This is a genomic window from Mesobacillus persicus, assembly GCF_900109925.1.
In the GTDB taxonomy this organism is placed as follows: domain Bacteria; phylum Bacillota; class Bacilli; order Bacillales; family Cytobacillaceae; genus Mesobacillus_B; species Mesobacillus_B persicus.
In genome coordinates, this window is sequence record NZ_FOBW01000017.1 from 1 (window position 1) to 17,424 (window position 17,424).

14 protein-coding genes and 1 rRNA gene are annotated in these 17,424 nt (G+C 39.6%); 6 read left to right on the top strand and 9 right to left on the bottom strand.

Going from position 1 to position 17,424, the window contains the following annotated elements; all coding sequences use genetic code 11:
• The 5 genes from BMX30_RS19080 to BMX30_RS19100 all read right to left on the bottom strand — a co-directional run.
• Positions 1-68 (bottom strand): 16S ribosomal RNA (locus BMX30_RS19080); the annotation flags it as partial.
• A gap of 508 nt (positions 69-576) precedes the next feature.
• Positions 577-1,737 (bottom strand): C40 family peptidase, encoded by a 1,161-nt coding sequence (locus BMX30_RS19085; protein ID WP_090749319.1) that lies wholly within the window; start codon positions 1,735-1,737, stop codon positions 577-579.
• A 318-nt stretch (positions 1,738-2,055) separates the two neighbouring features.
• A complete protein-coding gene (locus BMX30_RS19090; protein ID WP_244532663.1) occupies positions 2,056-2,844 on the bottom strand; it encodes an enoyl-CoA hydratase/isomerase family protein in 789 nt (262 codons plus the stop codon).
• 212 nt (positions 2,845-3,056) lie between these two features.
• The gene (locus BMX30_RS19095; protein WP_090749323.1) at positions 3,057-3,884 is read right to left on the bottom strand and encodes an MBL fold metallo-hydrolase; all 828 of its coding nucleotides are present in this window, start codon (positions 3,882-3,884) and stop codon (positions 3,057-3,059) included.
• A 327-nt stretch (positions 3,885-4,211) separates the two neighbouring features.
• Positions 4,212-4,523, bottom strand: a complete 312-nt coding sequence (locus BMX30_RS19100) for a hypothetical protein (protein WP_244532664.1) — start codon at positions 4,521-4,523, stop codon at positions 4,212-4,214.
• Positions 4,524-4,722: 199 nt separating this feature from the next.
• On the opposite strand from BMX30_RS19100, the gene BMX30_RS19105 reads away from it, so the two are divergent.
• Positions 4,723-5,163 (top strand): YtoQ family protein, encoded by a 441-nt coding sequence (locus BMX30_RS19105; RefSeq protein WP_090749325.1) that lies wholly within the window; start codon positions 4,723-4,725, stop codon positions 5,161-5,163.
• A gap of 135 nt (positions 5,164-5,298) precedes the next feature.
• Complete coding sequence (locus BMX30_RS19110) at positions 5,299-5,739, top strand: cell wall hydrolase (protein ID WP_090749326.1); 441 nt, start codon at positions 5,299-5,301, stop codon at positions 5,737-5,739.
• A gap of 107 nt (positions 5,740-5,846) precedes the next feature.
• Here the strand turns inward: BMX30_RS19110 and BMX30_RS19115 are convergent, their stop codons facing one another.
• Both BMX30_RS19115 and BMX30_RS19120 read right to left on the bottom strand, forming a co-directional pair.
• Positions 5,847-7,238, bottom strand: a complete 1,392-nt coding sequence (locus BMX30_RS19115) for an NAD-dependent succinate-semialdehyde dehydrogenase (protein WP_090749328.1) — start codon at positions 7,236-7,238, stop codon at positions 5,847-5,849.
• 78 nt (positions 7,239-7,316) lie between these two features.
• Positions 7,317-8,381, bottom strand: a complete 1,065-nt coding sequence (locus tag BMX30_RS19120) for a DmpA family aminopeptidase (protein WP_090749330.1) — start codon at positions 8,379-8,381, stop codon at positions 7,317-7,319.
• Positions 8,382-8,807: 426 nt separating this feature from the next.
• Between BMX30_RS19120 and BMX30_RS19125 the strand changes: the two genes are divergently transcribed.
• Complete coding sequence (locus BMX30_RS19125; protein ID WP_425283784.1) at positions 8,808-10,259, top strand: L,D-transpeptidase family protein; 1,452 nt, start codon at positions 8,808-8,810, stop codon at positions 10,257-10,259.
• Positions 10,260-10,596: 337 nt separating this feature from the next.
• Here the strand turns inward: BMX30_RS19125 and BMX30_RS19130 are convergent, their stop codons facing one another.
• Positions 10,597-11,874 (bottom strand): SGNH/GDSL hydrolase family protein, encoded by a 1,278-nt coding sequence (locus BMX30_RS19130; protein WP_244532665.1) that lies wholly within the window; start codon positions 11,872-11,874, stop codon positions 10,597-10,599.
• A gap of 8 nt (positions 11,875-11,882) precedes the next feature.
• Positions 11,883-13,028 carry an endo-1,4-beta-xylanase gene (locus BMX30_RS19135; protein WP_090749334.1) on the bottom strand — a complete coding sequence of 382 codons (1,146 nt, stop codon included), beginning with the start codon at positions 13,026-13,028 and terminating at the stop codon, positions 11,883-11,885.
• A gap of 409 nt (positions 13,029-13,437) precedes the next feature.
• Here BMX30_RS19135 and BMX30_RS19140 point away from each other — a divergent pair, with 409 nt between their 5' ends.
• From BMX30_RS19140 to BMX30_RS19150, 3 genes are all read left to right on the top strand, one after another.
• Positions 13,438-15,183, top strand: coding sequence for a sensor histidine kinase (locus BMX30_RS19140; RefSeq protein ID WP_090749336.1), 1,746 nt, complete (start codon positions 13,438-13,440; stop codon positions 15,181-15,183).
• The gene (locus BMX30_RS19145) at positions 15,184-15,969 is read left to right on the top strand and encodes a response regulator transcription factor (protein WP_090749338.1); all 786 of its coding nucleotides are present in this window, start codon (positions 15,184-15,186) and stop codon (positions 15,967-15,969) included. It begins immediately after the preceding gene.
• A gap of 109 nt (positions 15,970-16,078) precedes the next feature.
• On the top strand, positions 16,079-17,389 hold the full coding sequence (locus BMX30_RS19150; protein WP_425283782.1) for an extracellular solute-binding protein: 1,311 nt from the start codon (positions 16,079-16,081) through the stop codon (positions 17,387-17,389).
• Positions 17,390-17,424 lie beyond the last annotated feature (35 nt).

The window sequence follows — 17,424 nt, forward strand, 5'->3', positions numbered from 1 at the left end:
CGCTCGACTTGCATGTATTAGGCACGCCGCCAGCGTTCGTCCTGAGCCAGGATCAAACTCTCCAATAAAGAGTGATTAGCTCATAAAATAAAACGTTGGCTCATGTTCTCTATATAATAGAAGATACATGATAAATATTGTTTGTTGACGCTTGTTTGTTTAGTTTTCAAAGAACAATTTTAGTAGTCACATCACTTATCGAAGCGACAAATATTATCTTAACATAATATTTTGTCTCAGTCAACAGTTATTTATTCTACTCATTTGTTGCCGTATTTCAACGGCGGACTATTAATATATAACAACCAATCGATTTCGTCAATAACTTTTTTAATAAAGTATTTAAGACATCATTTAAATGTTACCTGCCACCGAAGCAGCTAAGTTAGCTTACCATTCATTCTGTCAATGAATCAATAGAAATTTTTTACAATCCTATTGATCTGGTTATTAATGTTCCAAATAGACAAACAAAAGCGTGATTCCATAAGAACCACGCTAGATTAGTAGAAAGAGGTAAACCGGCACAAACCGCTTCTATTATATTAAATTGCATGACAAAAGTTTTTTTGTTGTTTAACGTAAGATTCGAGCGGCACTAGAAAATTTAGCTGGTGTATAGCGCGCAATTTTCACGACATCCCCTGTTTGTGGTGCATGGATATATTGACCGTTTCCGATATAAATACCAACATGATAAGCAGGAGAACCATTAAAGACTAAATCTCCTGGCTGCACTTGACTCGGTGAGATTCTTGTCCCTACATTCTGCTGGTCTCTTGATACCCTTGGTAGACTCATGCCAACTGAATTACGATACACATATTGAACGAAACCTGAGCAATCAAATCCATTTGGTGTTGAACCACCCCATACATATGGAACTCCTAAAAACTGTTTAGCATACGCGATGACATTATTCGCTGCATTTCCGTTGGTTGAACTGGTTGTATCTGCAGGTGGTGCTGGTTGTGAAACAGTGTTTACTGAAGCCGATGATTGAGACTGTTGTTGAACTGCTGGTTCAACTTGTTGCACTTCTTGAACCTGTAGAGCTTCTTGTTGTGCTTGTAGAGCCTCTTGAGCCTCTACTTGATCTAAAGCTGCCTCCTGGCTTTGTAGCATATCTTGGAGGGCTTTTAGTTCACTTTCAATAGTCTTTTTCGCTTCTTCAATCCCTTTTTGTTCAGAAGCTAATTCAGCTTCGTTCTTTTTTAATTGCTCAAGTGCTTTAAGTAGCTCTTCCTCAGCATCCTTTAATTCTTGTTGTTTTTCTTTTAGACCATCCATAAGATCTGCATCACTACTCATAATTTGTGAAATGGCAGTGAAGCGAGTGAAAAACTCTGAAAAGCTATCAGATGAGAGCAAAAATTCTGCGTAGGTGATAACAGACTGTTGCCCGTCCAACTGTAGGCTTTTTAATCGCTCAGAGAATACTGCAGCATGGGCATCTAAGTCCTTTTGTGACTTTTCAATTTCGCTCTCTGTTGTTTCAATTTTTCCTTGTTGCGTTTCTATTTGATCGTTTAGTTGTTGACTTTTCTCCATCGCTAGGATGATTTGGTTATCTAGTTTTTGGATCTTTGTTTGAAGGTCATCGATTTGTGATTGTGTGGTAGCAATTTGTGATTCGATCACTACAGATTCATCTGGGCTTGCGTATGTAGGCGTTGCTTGAATTATCGTGAATAGAACAGCTGCTGATATCGTTGTTTTTATTACTTTATTTATCATTACAGAATCTCCTCTTGTTTCCTAGCATTCATTTTTAATATAAACCTAGTTTATCTTTCCAGATGACTAAAAAACAATATAATAGTAGATAATGTAATATAATTGTAATTTTATGTAGAAATTTCTGTCACACTTTTAGTTGCTAGATTCAAGAATTATTTATCCCTGGCCTGCTCTACTTTCATATCTCTCCTAATAAACTACTACCAACCTTTCTCTCCTTTTAATTAAAATAACAAAAAGACGTTGTTTACACTCCCAACGTCTTTTTTTGCATGCTTATCAAATATTCTAATCTACTAACTCACCCTATCTAGACTACTCTCCTCGAAACACCGGTTTCCTCTTCTCGGCAAAGGCTTTTACTCCTTCTTGGACGTCTTTTGTTCCAAAACATACTTTGATTGAACTATACTCTTGTTTTAGAATCGTTGTAAGATCCACATCAGGGCTTGCAGCTAGTAATCTTTTTGAAAGGGTCATGGCCACAGGTGGTCCTTCCGCTAATTCTCTAGCGAAATTCATCACTCTTGCCTGAAATTCATCATCCGGGAAAATTCCATTTACCAACCCGATTCGTTCAGCCTCTTCAGGATGGATGTCCCGACCTGTATAAATTAACTCTGCCGCTTTTGCACTTCCGACTAACCGCGGTAAGAAATAGGTCATTCCCGCATCAGGACTAAGGCCACGACGAATATACCCGGCTGTTACCCTTGCACCCTCAGCCATGAACCGCATGTCGCAAGCTAAGGCCAATGCCAGTCCTGCGCCGGCAGCGATCCCATTGATGGCAGCGATGACTGGTTTGTCACAATGAACAATTCCTAACGCTTGATGACCTACCCAGCCCAAGTCATCTAATTGCTTATGACGGGAATCAGTGGATCGATCTCTCTTCGCATAGTCAGACAGGTCGAGACCTGCACAGAAACCTCGCCCACTTCCTGTTATCACAATCACACGGACTTCATCATCAGCCGATGCATCCCTAATCGCTTGAATAATCTCTGTACTCAGTTGATCATTGACCGCATTTAAACGCTCAGGTCTGTTGAGTGTTAAGGTGCGTACCCCATTTTCTGTGTTCACGATAATATGCTCCATATGTATTCCTCCTCAAATGATTAATATATATTTCTATAAAAGATGATTCGCCTTATTGAGTTCTAGTTTTACACTCCTCCGTGAATCACCCCCTTAAAATAAAAGCAGCAATAGGATTTTTCCGGATAGCACTACTGGACTTTCATTAACCACTTATAATGGTCGGCCCGCATCTTCATAGAAATTCGACTCCCTTATGTGACCCTATCATTCTATGAAATAAGCTTTTTATCATGCTGTTGGATAATCGACTGTATAATATGACCTGAGTGCCATTCACCTGAAGAAAATACGGTAATTGGATATTTTTTAGGAAACAATGTAGCGGTAATCTCTTCTGTTGACTTTCCTTCGTCGTACAATTTTAAAATATTTCCTTCGAGATCCAATAAATAATCCAATTTTCTCTTTAAAGAGTTTCGACCATCGCTCAAGTAACCTGCATGACTACAAAAAACATCTTCAAAATCATAGGTTAAGACTTCTTTTAAGGAGTTGATAATCACAGGAACATTTTCCTCCTTCAGAACGACCTTTGTCTTTTCCTGGCAATAGAGGTCACCGGTAAAAAGCTGACCTGTTTCCTTATTTAAGAAAGCAAGATGATCAATCGCATGTCCAGGAGTCTTGATGACCTTCCATTCTGCATTTGAAGAATGAATAGTTTCCCCAATTGGCTCGGCGTGAAATGGTTTCCGCTTCCCCCAGAAGAATTGTCGATAAAGCGGATAATCAGCCTTCATCGTGCAGTAATCGAGCTTGATCTCACTCATGAAAAGTGGCAGTTGGAGCTTTTCCTGTAAAAACGCAGCACATCCCGTATGATCTTCATGAAAGTGGGTCATCACGACCTTTTCAATCGCTAGTTGCTTGAAAAATGGCTGGAATAACTTTTCCAGAGACTTTGCACCTGCATCAATTAATACTCCATCAATAAAAAAGCTATGAACATTTAGTTTTACACCTCGGAACGATACCGTTCCATTGCCCATATTTACCCCATTGATCGTTTTCTGAGTGAAGTCCTTCTTTAAAAGCATAGATTCCCTCCTTTTACATTACGCAACGTAAAATGAATGGCTATTCATTCATTATTTGCACAACTTAAACTTTGTCGCCGCTTTCCACTTGAAGATAAGTTCATTTAGTAGAATTTAGAATATTTAAATTATAACATGTAAAACGGTTACAAGGATAAGATTTATTTGACGAGTAAATTTAAAGCGAATGCGGTTTTAAAGGGAAATACTTAACAGATGAGGCATCAGAATGACAAACAGATGGGAATAGGGTTTAGGTTACAAAGGCCCAGAGATTTTTTAAAAAGCTTAGATTAATTAAAACTCTTAGGCCCTAACACACCAAGATTAAAAGTATAAAAATAACATAACGATGAAACTAATTATCGTATACAAAACGGATCCATAAAAAACGGCACCTACATTTGATTTCAGTTCGGTATCCTTTTGGATTTTCCAAACAGACTCGCTTGCCTCATAGGTGGTTACCTTTGATAATACCCCTCCACTACTATTAAAGAAGAAAAGGATAACAGATAACGCTAAGCCAATGAAAAAACTCCACTCACCATATGAGAAAGAAAAGAAAATACTCACACCCCAAACCAATAAACCGATTACCATTGCTGTTACCAGTGACCAACTAATATTCTTTTTCACATTCTCCCTCCCCCGCTACTTCCTACGTATTAACCCGTAAGAAGGTTTCGAATTGTAAAAATTTTCATTCTCCTTTAAATGGGTTGGTATTCCTTCCGTAGAGAGAAACCTTCTTCACAGAAATAATCTTCAAAGCTTTGAAAATCTTTTAAAATTCGATAGTATAAAAATAGAAACTATTTGCATTGGAGGAATAATAATGAAGTTAACGGTGTATTTAGCTGGGCAAATTCATGATAATTGGAGAGATGAAGTCGCGAAGAGAGCGGAGGAAAAGAATCTCCCATTAACGTTTGTCTCGCCACAAACCAATCATGATCGTTCTGATTCTATCGGCGAGGCTATTCTTGGAGAGCAGCCAGGCAAGTTATATAAAGACGATGTCGCCTCTGATATTAACAATTTCCGAACACAGGTGTTAATGCAAAAATCCGATATTGTCATTGCTCTCTTTGGTGAAAAGTACAAGCAGTGGAATACGGCCATGGATGCCAGCACGGCAATTGCCATGAATAAACCAACCATCATCATTAGGCCAGAATCATTAATTCACCCATTAAAAGAACTTTCCAACAAGGCGAATGTCACCGTAGAGACAGTTGATCAGGCATTGGATGTTATTGGATATATTTACGAATAGGATGCTCAGATCTTAGCTACATCCGCTTAACCTCTACGAAAATGGCTTGGTTCAGCTATTTCGATAAGATAAAAATTTACAAAGCCTACATGTTTGTAGGCTTTTTTCATACAATTCTTTTAGAGGTGATGAAAAATGGCACGAGTAAAATATACCGACAGCGACGTTGATTTAGTGGCAAGGATGATGAGGGCAGAAGCCGAAGGGGAAGGAAAGCAAGGAATGTTAATGGTAGGAAATGTCATTGTTAATCGACTTAAGGCGGATTGCTTAGACTTTAGAGAGTTAAAAACCATTTCCCATGTGATTTATCAAATCCAAGGAGGAAATTATTCTTTTGAAGCTGTCCAAAAAGGAAATGTTTTTTATAACCGAGCAAGAGCTGCTGAAAAAAGGTTAGCCAAACAGACTTTAGACTATTGGCGCGAACATCCTTCTAAACATGCCCTTTGGTATTTTAATCCGTATGCTCCATGTCCCCCTACATGGTACAATCAACCATTCACAGGGCAATATAAACAACATTGTTATTATGAACCAATTGCTAATACTTGCGAAGGTGCCTATAGATTTTAAAAAATCCCCACACATTGTGGGGATTTTTATCATTAACCAAACATTCCTGGTTTACGTTTCTTCTATAGAAGATTACTTTCGTCCAACTAGTCTGAGAAACGAATTCCCTATAAATCTCCGATTGAGAGATACTTAGTCTCCAAATATGGCTCAATTCCTTCAACGCCACCTTCGCGACCTAGACCACTTTCCTTCATACCCCCAAATGGTACATGCGCAGCAGATGGAGCGCCGTCATTCCAGCCAACAATCCCAAAGTCTAAATTTTCGTGTAAGTAGGTTCCGGTTTTATAGTTGTTAGTGAAGAAATAAGCAGCAAGCCCGTACGGAGTCCCATTGGCAATCTCTACTGCTTCCTCAAGTTCTTTAAAACTGATGAGGGGTGCGACAGGTCCAAAGGTTTCCTCTTGGGTAATCTTCATATTTAGGTTAACGTTTTTCAATACCGTTGGATAGACAAAGAAATAGCCTTTATCTTCATTGATGTTAAACTCATTCCCAACAAGCACTTCTGCTCCATGATCAACCGCATCACGGATCTGCGCAACGATTTTGGAGTAGCCTTTTTGATTGATGATTGGCCCTACGTCCGTATCTTTGTCTAAACCGTTTCCAACTTTCAATTTTTTTACTTCGGCCGTTAATTTAGCGGCGAACTCTTCGATTACATTTTCATGGACAAGGATTCGATTAGCACATACGCATGTCTGCCCTGCGTTGCGATATTTAGATGCGATTGTTTGGGCAACAGCAAAATCTAGGTCCGCATCCTCGGCGATAATCAGAGGGGCATGACCGCCTAATTCCATCGTGACATGCTTGACTGTATTAGCACTATTTTTAATAAGAGATTTCCCTACCGGTGTAGAGCCAGTAAAGGTAATTTTCCGTACATACTCACTACTTGTGAATAATTCACCGACTTCTTTTCCATCGCCAATGACAAATTGAACCGCGTCAGTCGGAAACCCAACCTCATGCGCAAGCTGAATTAATCTTATCGTTGTTAACGGGGTGTCCTCCGCAGGCTTCACAATAAAGGTACACCCTGCCGCTAAAGCTGGTGCCGCCTTTCTTGTCATCATTGCTGCCGGGAAATTCCATGGCGTGATGGCAGCAACTAATCCGACAGGGTGCTTCGTAATAATGATTCGCTTTGATTCGGTATGGGATGGGATTGTGCGGCCATAAATGCGCTTCGCTTCCTCTGCGTACCAATCAATATAGCTTGTGGCATAGTCGACTTCACCCAAGGATTCCTTCAATGGTTTCCCGTTTTCAAGCGTCATCACTTCAGCTATTTCCGCTTTATGCTCTTGAATTTTATCTGACCATTTCCTCAATAAATTCGAACGTTCATGGGCATTTACCTTGGACCATTTTTTAAAGCCTTCATGGCCTGTTTTCAACGCTTGGAGGATCTCTTCTTCCGTATTTACTCTCACCTCTGAAATGAACTCCCCTGTGGCAGGGTTGGTTACTTTAAACGTATTTGCCATTTACTCCACCTCGTTACGATTCATCTTTTATAGGTTATATTCTCCTCATCACGAGTATCATCCTTCTACTTCTTAGCTTTATAATAAGGATATGTTGAACTTCTCGATTAAATCTTTAAAAGCTGGCCTTGTATTGCCATCTCGTCCAACGACCGCCTCTGCTGTGACTAATGAATTCAAGACAGCTTCCTCTGTTGCTTCTCCTACCGCGCGAAAAGCCAAATCGATGTCTTCTTCATGAATCATCGGCAAGGTAAGACATTGGTTCGGTTTCTCATGGGGAATTTTTGTTGCTGTTGAAAACCCGATAACGATCTCGCCACTACCGTTAGTTATCATAGAGCCCGTTCGGGACAATCCGGTGACAGACCGTTTAATGATTCGGTTTAGCTGTCTTTCCGATACTGGCAAATCAGTCGCAACGATGATCATAACTGATCCTTTATCCTCTTCTTTATAGGAATCGAGGATGGCTTCTTTTAATTCTTGACCGACCATCTTCCCGTTGACGCGAAGATCACTTAAGATTCCAAAGTTCGACAATACCAACACACCGATTGTGTACGTCCCATGTGATAATTCCACTAATCGGGAGGCAGAACCAATCCCCCCTTTTAACGAATAGCAAAGCATCCCTGTCCCGGCACCGACACTTCCCTCTTTGAATTCCATTGAGGCATTTTCTAATGCTTGAAAAATATCTTCAGACTTTACATGCTTGGCTCTAACATCATTTAAAAACATATCATTGCATTCCCCAATGATTGGATTAACCGTACCGGTCGTACGGCCAATCTCAGGGTTGCGCTCTAACATGTAATCAATTAATGCATCAGCAGCGGTCCCAACATTTAACGTATTCGTTAATAAAATCGGCGTTTCTAAGGTACCTAACTCGGCCATTTGTATCGTCCCCATCGTTTTCCCGAACCCGTTGATCACATGACTTGAAGCAATCAATCTCTCTTTAAAAAGATTGCCTTGATGCGGCAAGATGGCTGTAACTCCTGTTTGCCTGTTCTGATCGCTTAACGTCACATGACCAACGGTGACTCCTTCTACATCAGTAATCGCATTGTTTTTCCCTGTCTCCAAACGGCCGATTTTGACCCCATAATCTCTTATTCTCTTTTGATTGAACATTATGCCTCTCCTTTTTGTGTTTGCTGTGTTATATACCTGGATGTTGATTTCCGCTCCAATGACCTTTAACAGCCTTTATGTAAAAACCACCACTAAGTTTTGCGAACCCATTAAATGAATAAACCTTAAATTCCCGAATAAGTCTCTATAAAAGTACACATAAAACCAGTGTAGTTACTTCTCTTCCATCAGCCGGGTTGAAAATGGAAGCAGAAGAACCGTCCCCATCGTTTTTTTGAATAGGTTTCCACTTGTTCGATAGGAAAAATAAATACAATAAAACTTTGAAAACTTACAATAATCGACAAAATTTACGCTATACTATCTAGTAGAATTGTAGTAGTAGTTTAATCATATAGTAAAGTAATTGTAATCTTAGATAAAAAGAGCAAAGAGCAAAATCTTTACTGAAGGTTGTGTGGGGGGATTTGTGTGGGTCAAGCGGTAGAACAAACAGTGGATGAAGTCGTTCATTCACGTAAAAAAACAAGTAAATGGTATAAAAACTGGAAGATTATCATTTCTATAGTCCTGATTCTTATTACGCTAATCATTCTAGGGATGAGCTATTATCAGGCAAATCATTTTAATGCCAATATAACGATTAATACTATAGATGTTGGTGGATTGACTGCTGATGAAGCTCTAGCGAAGCTACAAGCTTCTAATTTGAAAAACGAAATCTATATTGGTGACCAACAAATTTTAGATGGTCAAGATCGGCTAATGGGACTATCAGAAGCAGATTTGCCTGAAGTTGAAAAACTATTAAAAAGCCAGTATACATTTTTCCCTTCATTCAAAGCCGAAGATTTTTCATTGTTGCCAAGCGAACAGGACCTTTATCGAAGCAAGGTTCTTAAAAAAGCGCTAGAACAAGAGCTCGTTTCCATGAATGAAACGTTAGAAGCTCCTATCGATTCACAGGCAATTCTACAAGATGGAAAGATTATCGTCACAGAAAGCAACGATGGCCAGCAATATGATATTGATAGCTTACTAGAGTCATACGACAATCATGACTATACGAGTGAAGTTCGTTTGGAACCTATCCACCTCCTTCCAATTAAGGAAGACAGTGAGATGGTTAAAAATCAAGAGAAGAAGCTACAAGAACTCCTTGACCATACAGTTGACTATAAAGTACAAGATCAAGTACACTCCTTAAAGGGAAGCGATGTCATTAAAAACGCCACAGTATCCGGTGAACTAAAAGTTAAGGTTGACCCAAAAGATTTACAAGCGAAACTAACTGAAATCAACGATTCTCAGTCCACTTTGGGAAAAGATTTTACCTTTAAGACCCACTCAGGTTCGGTCATTTCGGTCAAAGGAAAAGGCTATGGATGGGCACTCAATGTCGAGAAAGAGACCGCTCAGGTTCAAGCAGCCTTTGAAAAAGGCGAGAGCTCAACTTCCGCTTCGAACATATACGGAAATGGCTGGAGCAATGAGGGCTATGGCTACGACACACTCACAAACGACGGAATTGGCGACACTTATGCGGAAGTGTCAATTGCAGAGCAGCGTATGTGGCTTTACAAAGATGGCAAAGAAATTTTTACAACCCATGTCGTGACCGGTAAACGTAGCACAGGAGAAGATACCAATCCAGGAGTTTGGTATATCCTCTATAAACGAACCCCTTACACACTAACTGGTAGTGCGGTCGGGAACCCAGACTATTCGGTTGATGTTAGTTATTGGGCACCCTTTACAAACGGAGGCCAAGGATTCCATGACGCCAGCTGGCGAGGCAACTGGAGCAGCACTGCCTATCTGACTGGTGGATCCGGAGGCTGCGTCAATGTTCCACCTGGTGTGATGAGCACAGTCTATAACAATCTTTCAGTCTACCAACCAGTCGTCATCTATTAAATAAAACAGGAGCTCGTTTTAATTAACCATGAGCTCCTGTTTTTTTATATTAAGCACCCCGCAAGCACGTCCTATGAAAATGGTTTCTTGCTTGATTCCTTCTCTTTTTCATTTTCATCAGCCTTATGAAGTTGATTTCTCGACTAATTCCTCCTCCTTATCATCTTCACCGGCTCGCGGATGCCCCCAACACCCTCCAACTGTTCGCGTATTGCCTGGAGCAGACCAAATGAACAGAGTCTCTATTACTAAATAACAAAAAGAACAGTTCCTCCAATCAAATCTCTTGGAAGAACTGTTCTCTTTTCATTAAATAGGGAGTCCCTTTGCCCGCCCTCTACTTTCTACTGAGTGGCGTTTTAAAAATCGAAAGATCAATTGACTCTGCCATCACTTGTAACCCTAGATCATTTGGATGCAGGTGATCTCCGCTATCGTAGGCCGGTAAAAGTTTTTCTGGGTTGCTAGGGTCTCTCAGCACGGAGTCGAAATCAATAATGCCGTCAAACACATCATTGTTCCGAATCCATTGATTGACTTCCTGGCGAGTTTGTTCCCCTTCTGGACTGAAATAGTTTCCGTCATCGTATCCATTGAATGGAGTCAATGTTCCCGCATAAATGCGAATGCCGCGTTCATGGGCCTCTTCGGCAATTTCCTTCATCCCAGCGATGATTTCATTTGCGTCATAGACATTTGGTTCATGCCCAATATCATTGATTCCTTCTAAAAGGATAATATCGGTAACACCCGTTTGCGAGAACACATCTCTTTCTAATCTTGATAGAGCTTTTTCCCCAAAAATCGGTGAATCAGTCAAAATCCGATTCCCCGAAATTCCTTGGTTTAGCACAGAAAAAGTTTGATTCTTTATTTCTCGGTCTAAGCGGTCATTGAAGACATCTGTCCAACGACAGTTTTCATTTAAAGTCGATAGATAACCATCTGTGATCGAGTCACCGAGTGCTACAATCACACGCGATTTTTTATTAGAGTGTGTCATAACATCAACACCTGATAACCAGAACCACGCATCAAAGCTTTGAGTGAAGGCATCACCAGTTTCTTCGTTAGTAAAATCACCTTCTGCAGAGATATAAGTAGTTTGGTTAGATGTATTATGCCAAGTCGTTGGACCACTTTCACTAGGAACATAAACGCTAATCGTTAAATCCGTACCGTCAGTCACTTCAAAAGGAATGGGGTCACTGTAAACCACTTCCCCTTTCGGAATGGTGACAGATTCATTGTTATTAAAAGTTAAGGATTTTACAGAACCTGCAACAACTTCCGCACCCTCTTGGGTATCCGCAATTGTAACCTTATCAAAGGTCAATGGCTTGATTCCAAATTCATTCGAAAGACGGATACGTACAGCAGAACCAGATTCATTTGGATGAACAATCATTCGTAATGTTTGATTGTCGAAACCTTTACGAGAAGTTCCGCCATCCCAGTCAACCGTTTCCCAAGCAGCTACTTGACTAGCTGACCAGGCACCAATCCACTGACCTCCGTTGCTAGGCGTTTTAGCCTCCACGGATGGTCCCTTCACCATTGGAATCATCGCTATCATTAGGGCACTAATAAGGAATAAGGTGATTTTTTTTCGCATCCTTATTCCTACTCCTCGTCAATAATTGCCCAATAAGCTGGCTTCGTGTTGTAGTTTACATCAAACACGAATGGTGCATCTACGCCTACGCCGCTGTATTGTTCAGCACGGTCATTTAACCAAGTATGGTTGTCAGCGATCCCCCAGAACGTAACACTACTGATCTTATCACCTAAACGCTCATATAGATTGAACAAGGCGTCGTAACGAACAGCTTGGCGCTCGAACTCGCTTGCAGGAATCTTATCATAAGTTGGGAATGCATTTTCTGGCGGCCATCCATAAAGACTAACATCCAACTCAGTAATTTGGTTATCTAGGCCAAGGGCTGCAAACATATTAATCGAATCCTCGATTTCTTGAAGAGATGGCCAGCCGATTTGGATATGAGCCTGATGTCCAACACCGTCAATCGGTACACCAGCTTCAACCATTTCCTTCACAAGATTGTAAAGAGTGGATCTCTTTGGTTCTACTTCTGTATTGTAATCATTGATAAAAAGTTTTGCATCTTTTGCAGCAAAACGGTCAGCTGTTTCAAATGCTACTTTAATATAATCAGTGCCTGTAATTTGATACCATGGAGAATTACGAAGTTCACCACTATCATCTACTACTTCATTGACAACGTCCCATGAACTAACATCGTTTTTGTAACGCTTAACAATTGTTTTAACATGAGTTTCAAGACGCTTTAATAAAAGTTTCTTGTTCTTTTCACGTTGTTTTGGATCGGTTTCATCCACCATTGGGTTTCCTTCTTTGTCCATAAAGAACCAATCTGGGACTTGGCTATGCCAAATTAGCGTATGGAAACGAAGCTCCATATCGTTTTCTTTTGCAAATTTTACAATCTTATCTGCTTCCTCAAAATTGAATTTACCTTCTTCTGGCTGTATACTAATCGGTTTCATAACATTTTCCGCAACAATGCTGTTATAATGACGATTTAGCATCGCACCATTTGTACCTTCTAGCATAGAGGGCTCAACCGCGGCACCAATATCAAATGACTTCTTATATCTTTCTGCAAGAGACGGTACCTCTAATCCGCTTTGAGGCTCGACATCCGCAGCAGCTGCACTAAACCCAGTAGGCAATAACAACGCTAAAGCTAATCCAGAAATAAGTGGTTTACGTAATACTTTTAGCATAATTTTTTAGCTCCCTTTTTCAAGTATTTTAGTAATTTGATAGAATCTGAAAAAACTCTAACTATCCTCCTTTTGGATACGTTCTATGTCAGTGGCAAAAAAGTAAGGGCTTTCATATGGTTTTAAAAAATTTTAATTAACAGTTTTTGCCTTGACGTAAAATGATTATAACAGCCTCATTCTTAGTTTATCTACTGGATAAACTAAGAATTTTGCTTATTTTCAAAAAACAGGAAAATTCTCCTGTGTGATAATACCTACCTTCTTTTGATGAACCTTCAAAACCGTGCTAAAAGGACTAATGGAAATTTGTCTCAACTTTTGTAAAATAGACAACGCTAACATAAAAAGAGTTATAATAAGAAGAGAGTTAATCTAACTTCCAAACAAATGAAAGGCGATCAACCAGATGCTTAATCAACTTAAAAAATGGAATACCTTGCGCAACCAAATTTTATTTATCTTCTTGATTGTCATGATCATTGTGCTTTTGATCGTCAGTCTACTTACCTTAAGACAAGTTTCTTCTTTGTTAAAAAACAATGCCGAAAAACAAATACAGCAAGTGGCGATTGAAGCAAATGGCCGTATTGAATCACTGTACGAGCAAATCAATATGTCCTCAAAGCTGGTGATAACTGATGAACAAGTTCAACAGGTCTTAACAGATGTATATGAAGGAAAAGAAGTAACCTTTAGTGACCGTCAAAGATTAATGGGACAAATCAGCAGAATTATGGGCCATTCAGATGGAGTATTCTCCTTTCAACTTTTTTCTAATGAACAACAACGTGTTCTTCCTCTAGATGAAGATTCTTTACAAAATCGAATTGACAAAAAATGGGTGGACGAAGCCAACCAAGCAAAAGGTGGGCTCGTTTGGATTGGGGAGGATCCAAATGATAAAAACTACTTCCTTGCCATTCGCCGGGTAAACTTAATAGAAAGACAATATACGAATGGTGGTTATCTTTTAATTAGTATTAATCGCTATCATTTCAAATTCGCCAATGAAAAATACGAGAATGATCAATACTCTATTCTGTTGGATCAGGATCAAAAGCCGATTATTGAAAATTATCAAGGCGATATCAATACAATCATTAACAGCAATGAAACTCTTGTTGAGATAAATGAGAACGATTATATGGTTACGAAGCAATCATCAAAGCTTACAGGTTGGTCTGTGTTAATTTTAACTCCTGTTAGTGAACTAACAGAAGGAATATCAGGAATTCGCACAGGAATTATTTTATCTGGAATTGTTGGCGTCATTATTTTTACCATTAGTTCGTTTTTCCTTTCAACCATCATTACGAGCCCTATCGTGCGATTAACAAAAACGATGCGGCGTGCCGGTGAAGGTTCTTTGACCATGAATCCAAGTGTTTCTTCAGTAAACGAGATCAATGAATTAAACAGTACGTACAATCAGCTTGTAAAAGAAACGAATCATTTAATTCAGATGGTTTATCAAAAAGAGATTTTACGAAGCCGAAGTGAATTGAAGGCCCTTCAGGCTCAAATTAACCCGCACTTCCTTTTTAACACCTTGGATGCCCTTCATTGGTCCCTTGAGGAAAAAGAGGAAGAAGAATTATCTGAACTTGTCTTAGCCATGTCTAATTTATTTCGCTATACAATTACAAAAGAAACCGATGATGACTGGGTATTTTTGAAAGAAGAAATCGAGCATATCGGCGACTATATGGAAATTATGAAGATGCGTTTTGGTGACCGACTTCACTGGAAAGTTTCTGTTCCACCTGAATATGAGCAGGTTCGAATTCCAAAATTGGTTATTCAACCATTGGTAGAAAACGCAATTATACATGGCGCTGGAAACAAAGTCGGAGATTGTCTAATATCTGTCACAGTTGAACCTGCTCCTATTGGGGATGGAAATGAAAGAATTCGCGTTTCTGTTCGAGATGATGGATCCGGGATTGACAAAGAGCGACTTGAATGGATTATCCAATCGATGAAAACCGGCGGTACCTCTTCTGCTACTGGGAAAGGTATGGCCATCTCAAACGTCTATAAGCGCTTAAAATTATACTACAAGGATATTGTTCATTCAGACCTTCAAATAGAGAGTGAAATTAATCAAGGAACAAAGATTTCATTTGAATTACCGATTAATGGAGGAGAGTAAATGTTTACTAAAAATATCGTAATCGTTGATGATGAACCGAGAACAAGACAAGGTTTACAAAGATCGTTAGAAAGCTGGAATAATGGTGAATTTGCCATCCTCACTGCCGAAAGCGGTGAGGATGTCCTTCGAATTGCCGAGGAAAAGAAAATTCATATTTTGCTTTCTGATATTCGCATGCCTGAAATGACCGGGCTACAATTATTAAAAATCATTAAAGAAAAAGGCATGTCTCCAGTTGTCATTGTGATCTCTGCATACTCGGAGTTCGAGTATGCACAGGAAGCGCTAAGACTAGGGGTTGTCAATTATCTTTTAAAGCCGATTGGGAAAAAGAAATTGATTGAAGCGGTTGAGGAGGCAGTAAAGGTCTTAGAGAAGCAAGTCCGTGCTGGGATGATTGAAAAAGTAGTAGATGAAAAAATAGTTGATGCGAACACCAAAATGGATTCGACCAAAGATACCATCCGCAAGGCGATGAGCTATATTGACCAACATCTAAAAGAGGAATTAACCCAAAAAGACGTTGCAGCCCATGTTCATTTGAACCCGAGCTATTTTAGTGTGTTGTTTAAGGAACAAGTGAAAATGAACTTTAGTGAGTATGTAACGAGAAAGAGAATTCAGCGTGCAAAGGAATTAATGATTTCAACCAATCTACCAATCAGTGAAATCGCTGAGGAAGCTGGCTATAAAACGGCTAAATATTTCATTAAACTCTTTAAAGAAAATGAAGGAATGACCCCCAGCGCATACCGAAAGAACAACAATGAAAGGGCTTTCTAAAAATAGTAGTATTTTACCCAATCATAGTCTCCTTTTTTGAAAACCACTATGATGATACACTTTATCTTGTAAGGCAGAGAGAAAACAACATATTAAGGGGGCATTTTAATTGAAGAAAAAGAAAGCGTTTTCCGCAGTCATGACAATGGCGTTAGCCGGCAGCCTTGTTTTAGCAGGATGTTCTGGTTCAGATTCTTCTAGTTCCGAAGGGTCAGAATCAAGCAGTGATAAAACAGTTGTAAAAATGATGCACTTATGGCCTGAAGGTAGTTCAAATGCACAGTACACAATTGTTGACGACATCATTAAGTCATATGAAGAAGCAAACCCAGATGTAGACATTCAAACAGAAATTCTAGGTAATGAGCAGTACAAAGAGAAAATCAAAGTACTTTCTGCTTCTAATGAACTTCCAGACGTTGGGATTTCTTGGGCAGCTGGATATATGAAGCCTTTCGTTGAAGGCAACATGTTCGCTCCATTAGATGACGTTGCTCAACCAGATCGCTTTGTTGCTGGTACACTAGATGCGTTTTCAGTTGATGGAAAACCATACGCTCTACCTCTTGAATTGAATATTACTCCAGTTTATTACAATAAAGAAATCTTTGAAAAGCATAACTTAGAAGCTCCAACAACATATGATGAATTCGTAAACGTCGTTGATACACTTGTTGAAAACGATGTTACACCAATCACATTAGGAAACAAAGACCGTTGGACAGGCTCTATGTGGTATATGTACATGGCTGACCGTATCGGCGGACCAGAAGCTCTTAACAATGCAATCAACCGTACTGGAAGCTTCGAAGATCCAGCTCTAGTTCAAGCGGCTGAAGAACTGAAAAGCCTTGTTGACAAAGGGGCATTTGTAAAAGGATTTAACGGACTTTCAAATGATGAAGCAAAAGGTTACTTCATGAACGAACAAGCAGCAATGTACCTAATGGCTACTTGGGAATTACCAAACTACACAACTAGCCCAGATGTTGCTCAAGAGTTCAAGGACAAAGTTGGTTACTTCAAGTTCCCTACTGTTGAAGGCGGAAAAGGCGACATCGACAGCTATGTAGGTGGTCCTGGTGTTGGTCTATTCGTTGCTGAACAGTCAAAAGTTAAAGATGAAGCAAAAGCATTTGTTTCTTACCTAGTTGATGAATGGGGCAAGCGCTCTGTTGTTGATGCTGGTGTAATCCCTGCAACTGTAGTTGATACATCTTCAGCTGACCTTGATCAAATGTACATTGATATTCTTAACGATTTAGGAAATGCAACAAACCTTACTCTTTATGCGGATGTTCAAATGTCTGCTGGCGTTGCTGATGTTCACTTAAATCAAATCCAAGCATTATTCGGTGGACAATCAACACCTGAAGAATTTGCTAAAACGCAAGAAGAGGCTCTAGCTGCTGAGAAATAATTATTGCTTAGAATGAGGGCATATTGCTAAATAAT

What these genes read in the sequence shown, in the direction of transcription:
- BMX30_RS19085 (WP_090749319.1), bottom strand. Translation starts at nt 1,737, where the DNA reads ATGATAAATAAAGTAATAAAAACAACGATATCAGCAGCTGTTCTATTC.
- BMX30_RS19090 (WP_244532663.1), bottom strand. Translation starts at nt 2,844, where the DNA reads ATGGAGCATATTATCGTGAACACAGAAAATGGGGTACGCACCTTAACA.
- BMX30_RS19095 (WP_090749323.1), bottom strand. Translation starts at nt 3,884, where the DNA reads ATGCTTTTAAAGAAGGACTTCACTCAGAAAACGATCAATGGGGTAAAT.
- BMX30_RS19120 (WP_090749330.1), bottom strand. Translation starts at nt 8,381, where the DNA reads ATGTTCAATCAAAAGAGAATAAGAGATTATGGGGTCAAAATCGGCCGT.
- BMX30_RS19145 (WP_090749338.1), top strand. Translation starts at nt 15,184, where the DNA reads ATGTTTACTAAAAATATCGTAATCGTTGATGATGAACCGAGAACAAGA.
- BMX30_RS19140 (WP_090749336.1), top strand. Translation starts at nt 13,438, where the DNA reads ATGCTTAATCAACTTAAAAAATGGAATACCTTGCGCAACCAAATTTTA.
- BMX30_RS19135 (WP_090749334.1), bottom strand. Translation starts at nt 13,028, where the DNA reads ATGCTAAAAGTATTACGTAAACCACTTATTTCTGGATTAGCTTTAGCG.
- BMX30_RS19105 (WP_090749325.1), top strand. Translation starts at nt 4,723, where the DNA reads ATGAAGTTAACGGTGTATTTAGCTGGGCAAATTCATGATAATTGGAGA.
- BMX30_RS19110 (WP_090749326.1), top strand. Translation starts at nt 5,299, where the DNA reads ATGGCACGAGTAAAATATACCGACAGCGACGTTGATTTAGTGGCAAGG.
- BMX30_RS19115 (WP_090749328.1), bottom strand. Translation starts at nt 7,238, where the DNA reads ATGGCAAATACGTTTAAAGTAACCAACCCTGCCACAGGGGAGTTCATT.
- BMX30_RS19130 (WP_244532665.1), bottom strand. Translation starts at nt 11,874, where the DNA reads ATGCGAAAAAAAATCACCTTATTCCTTATTAGTGCCCTAATGATAGCG.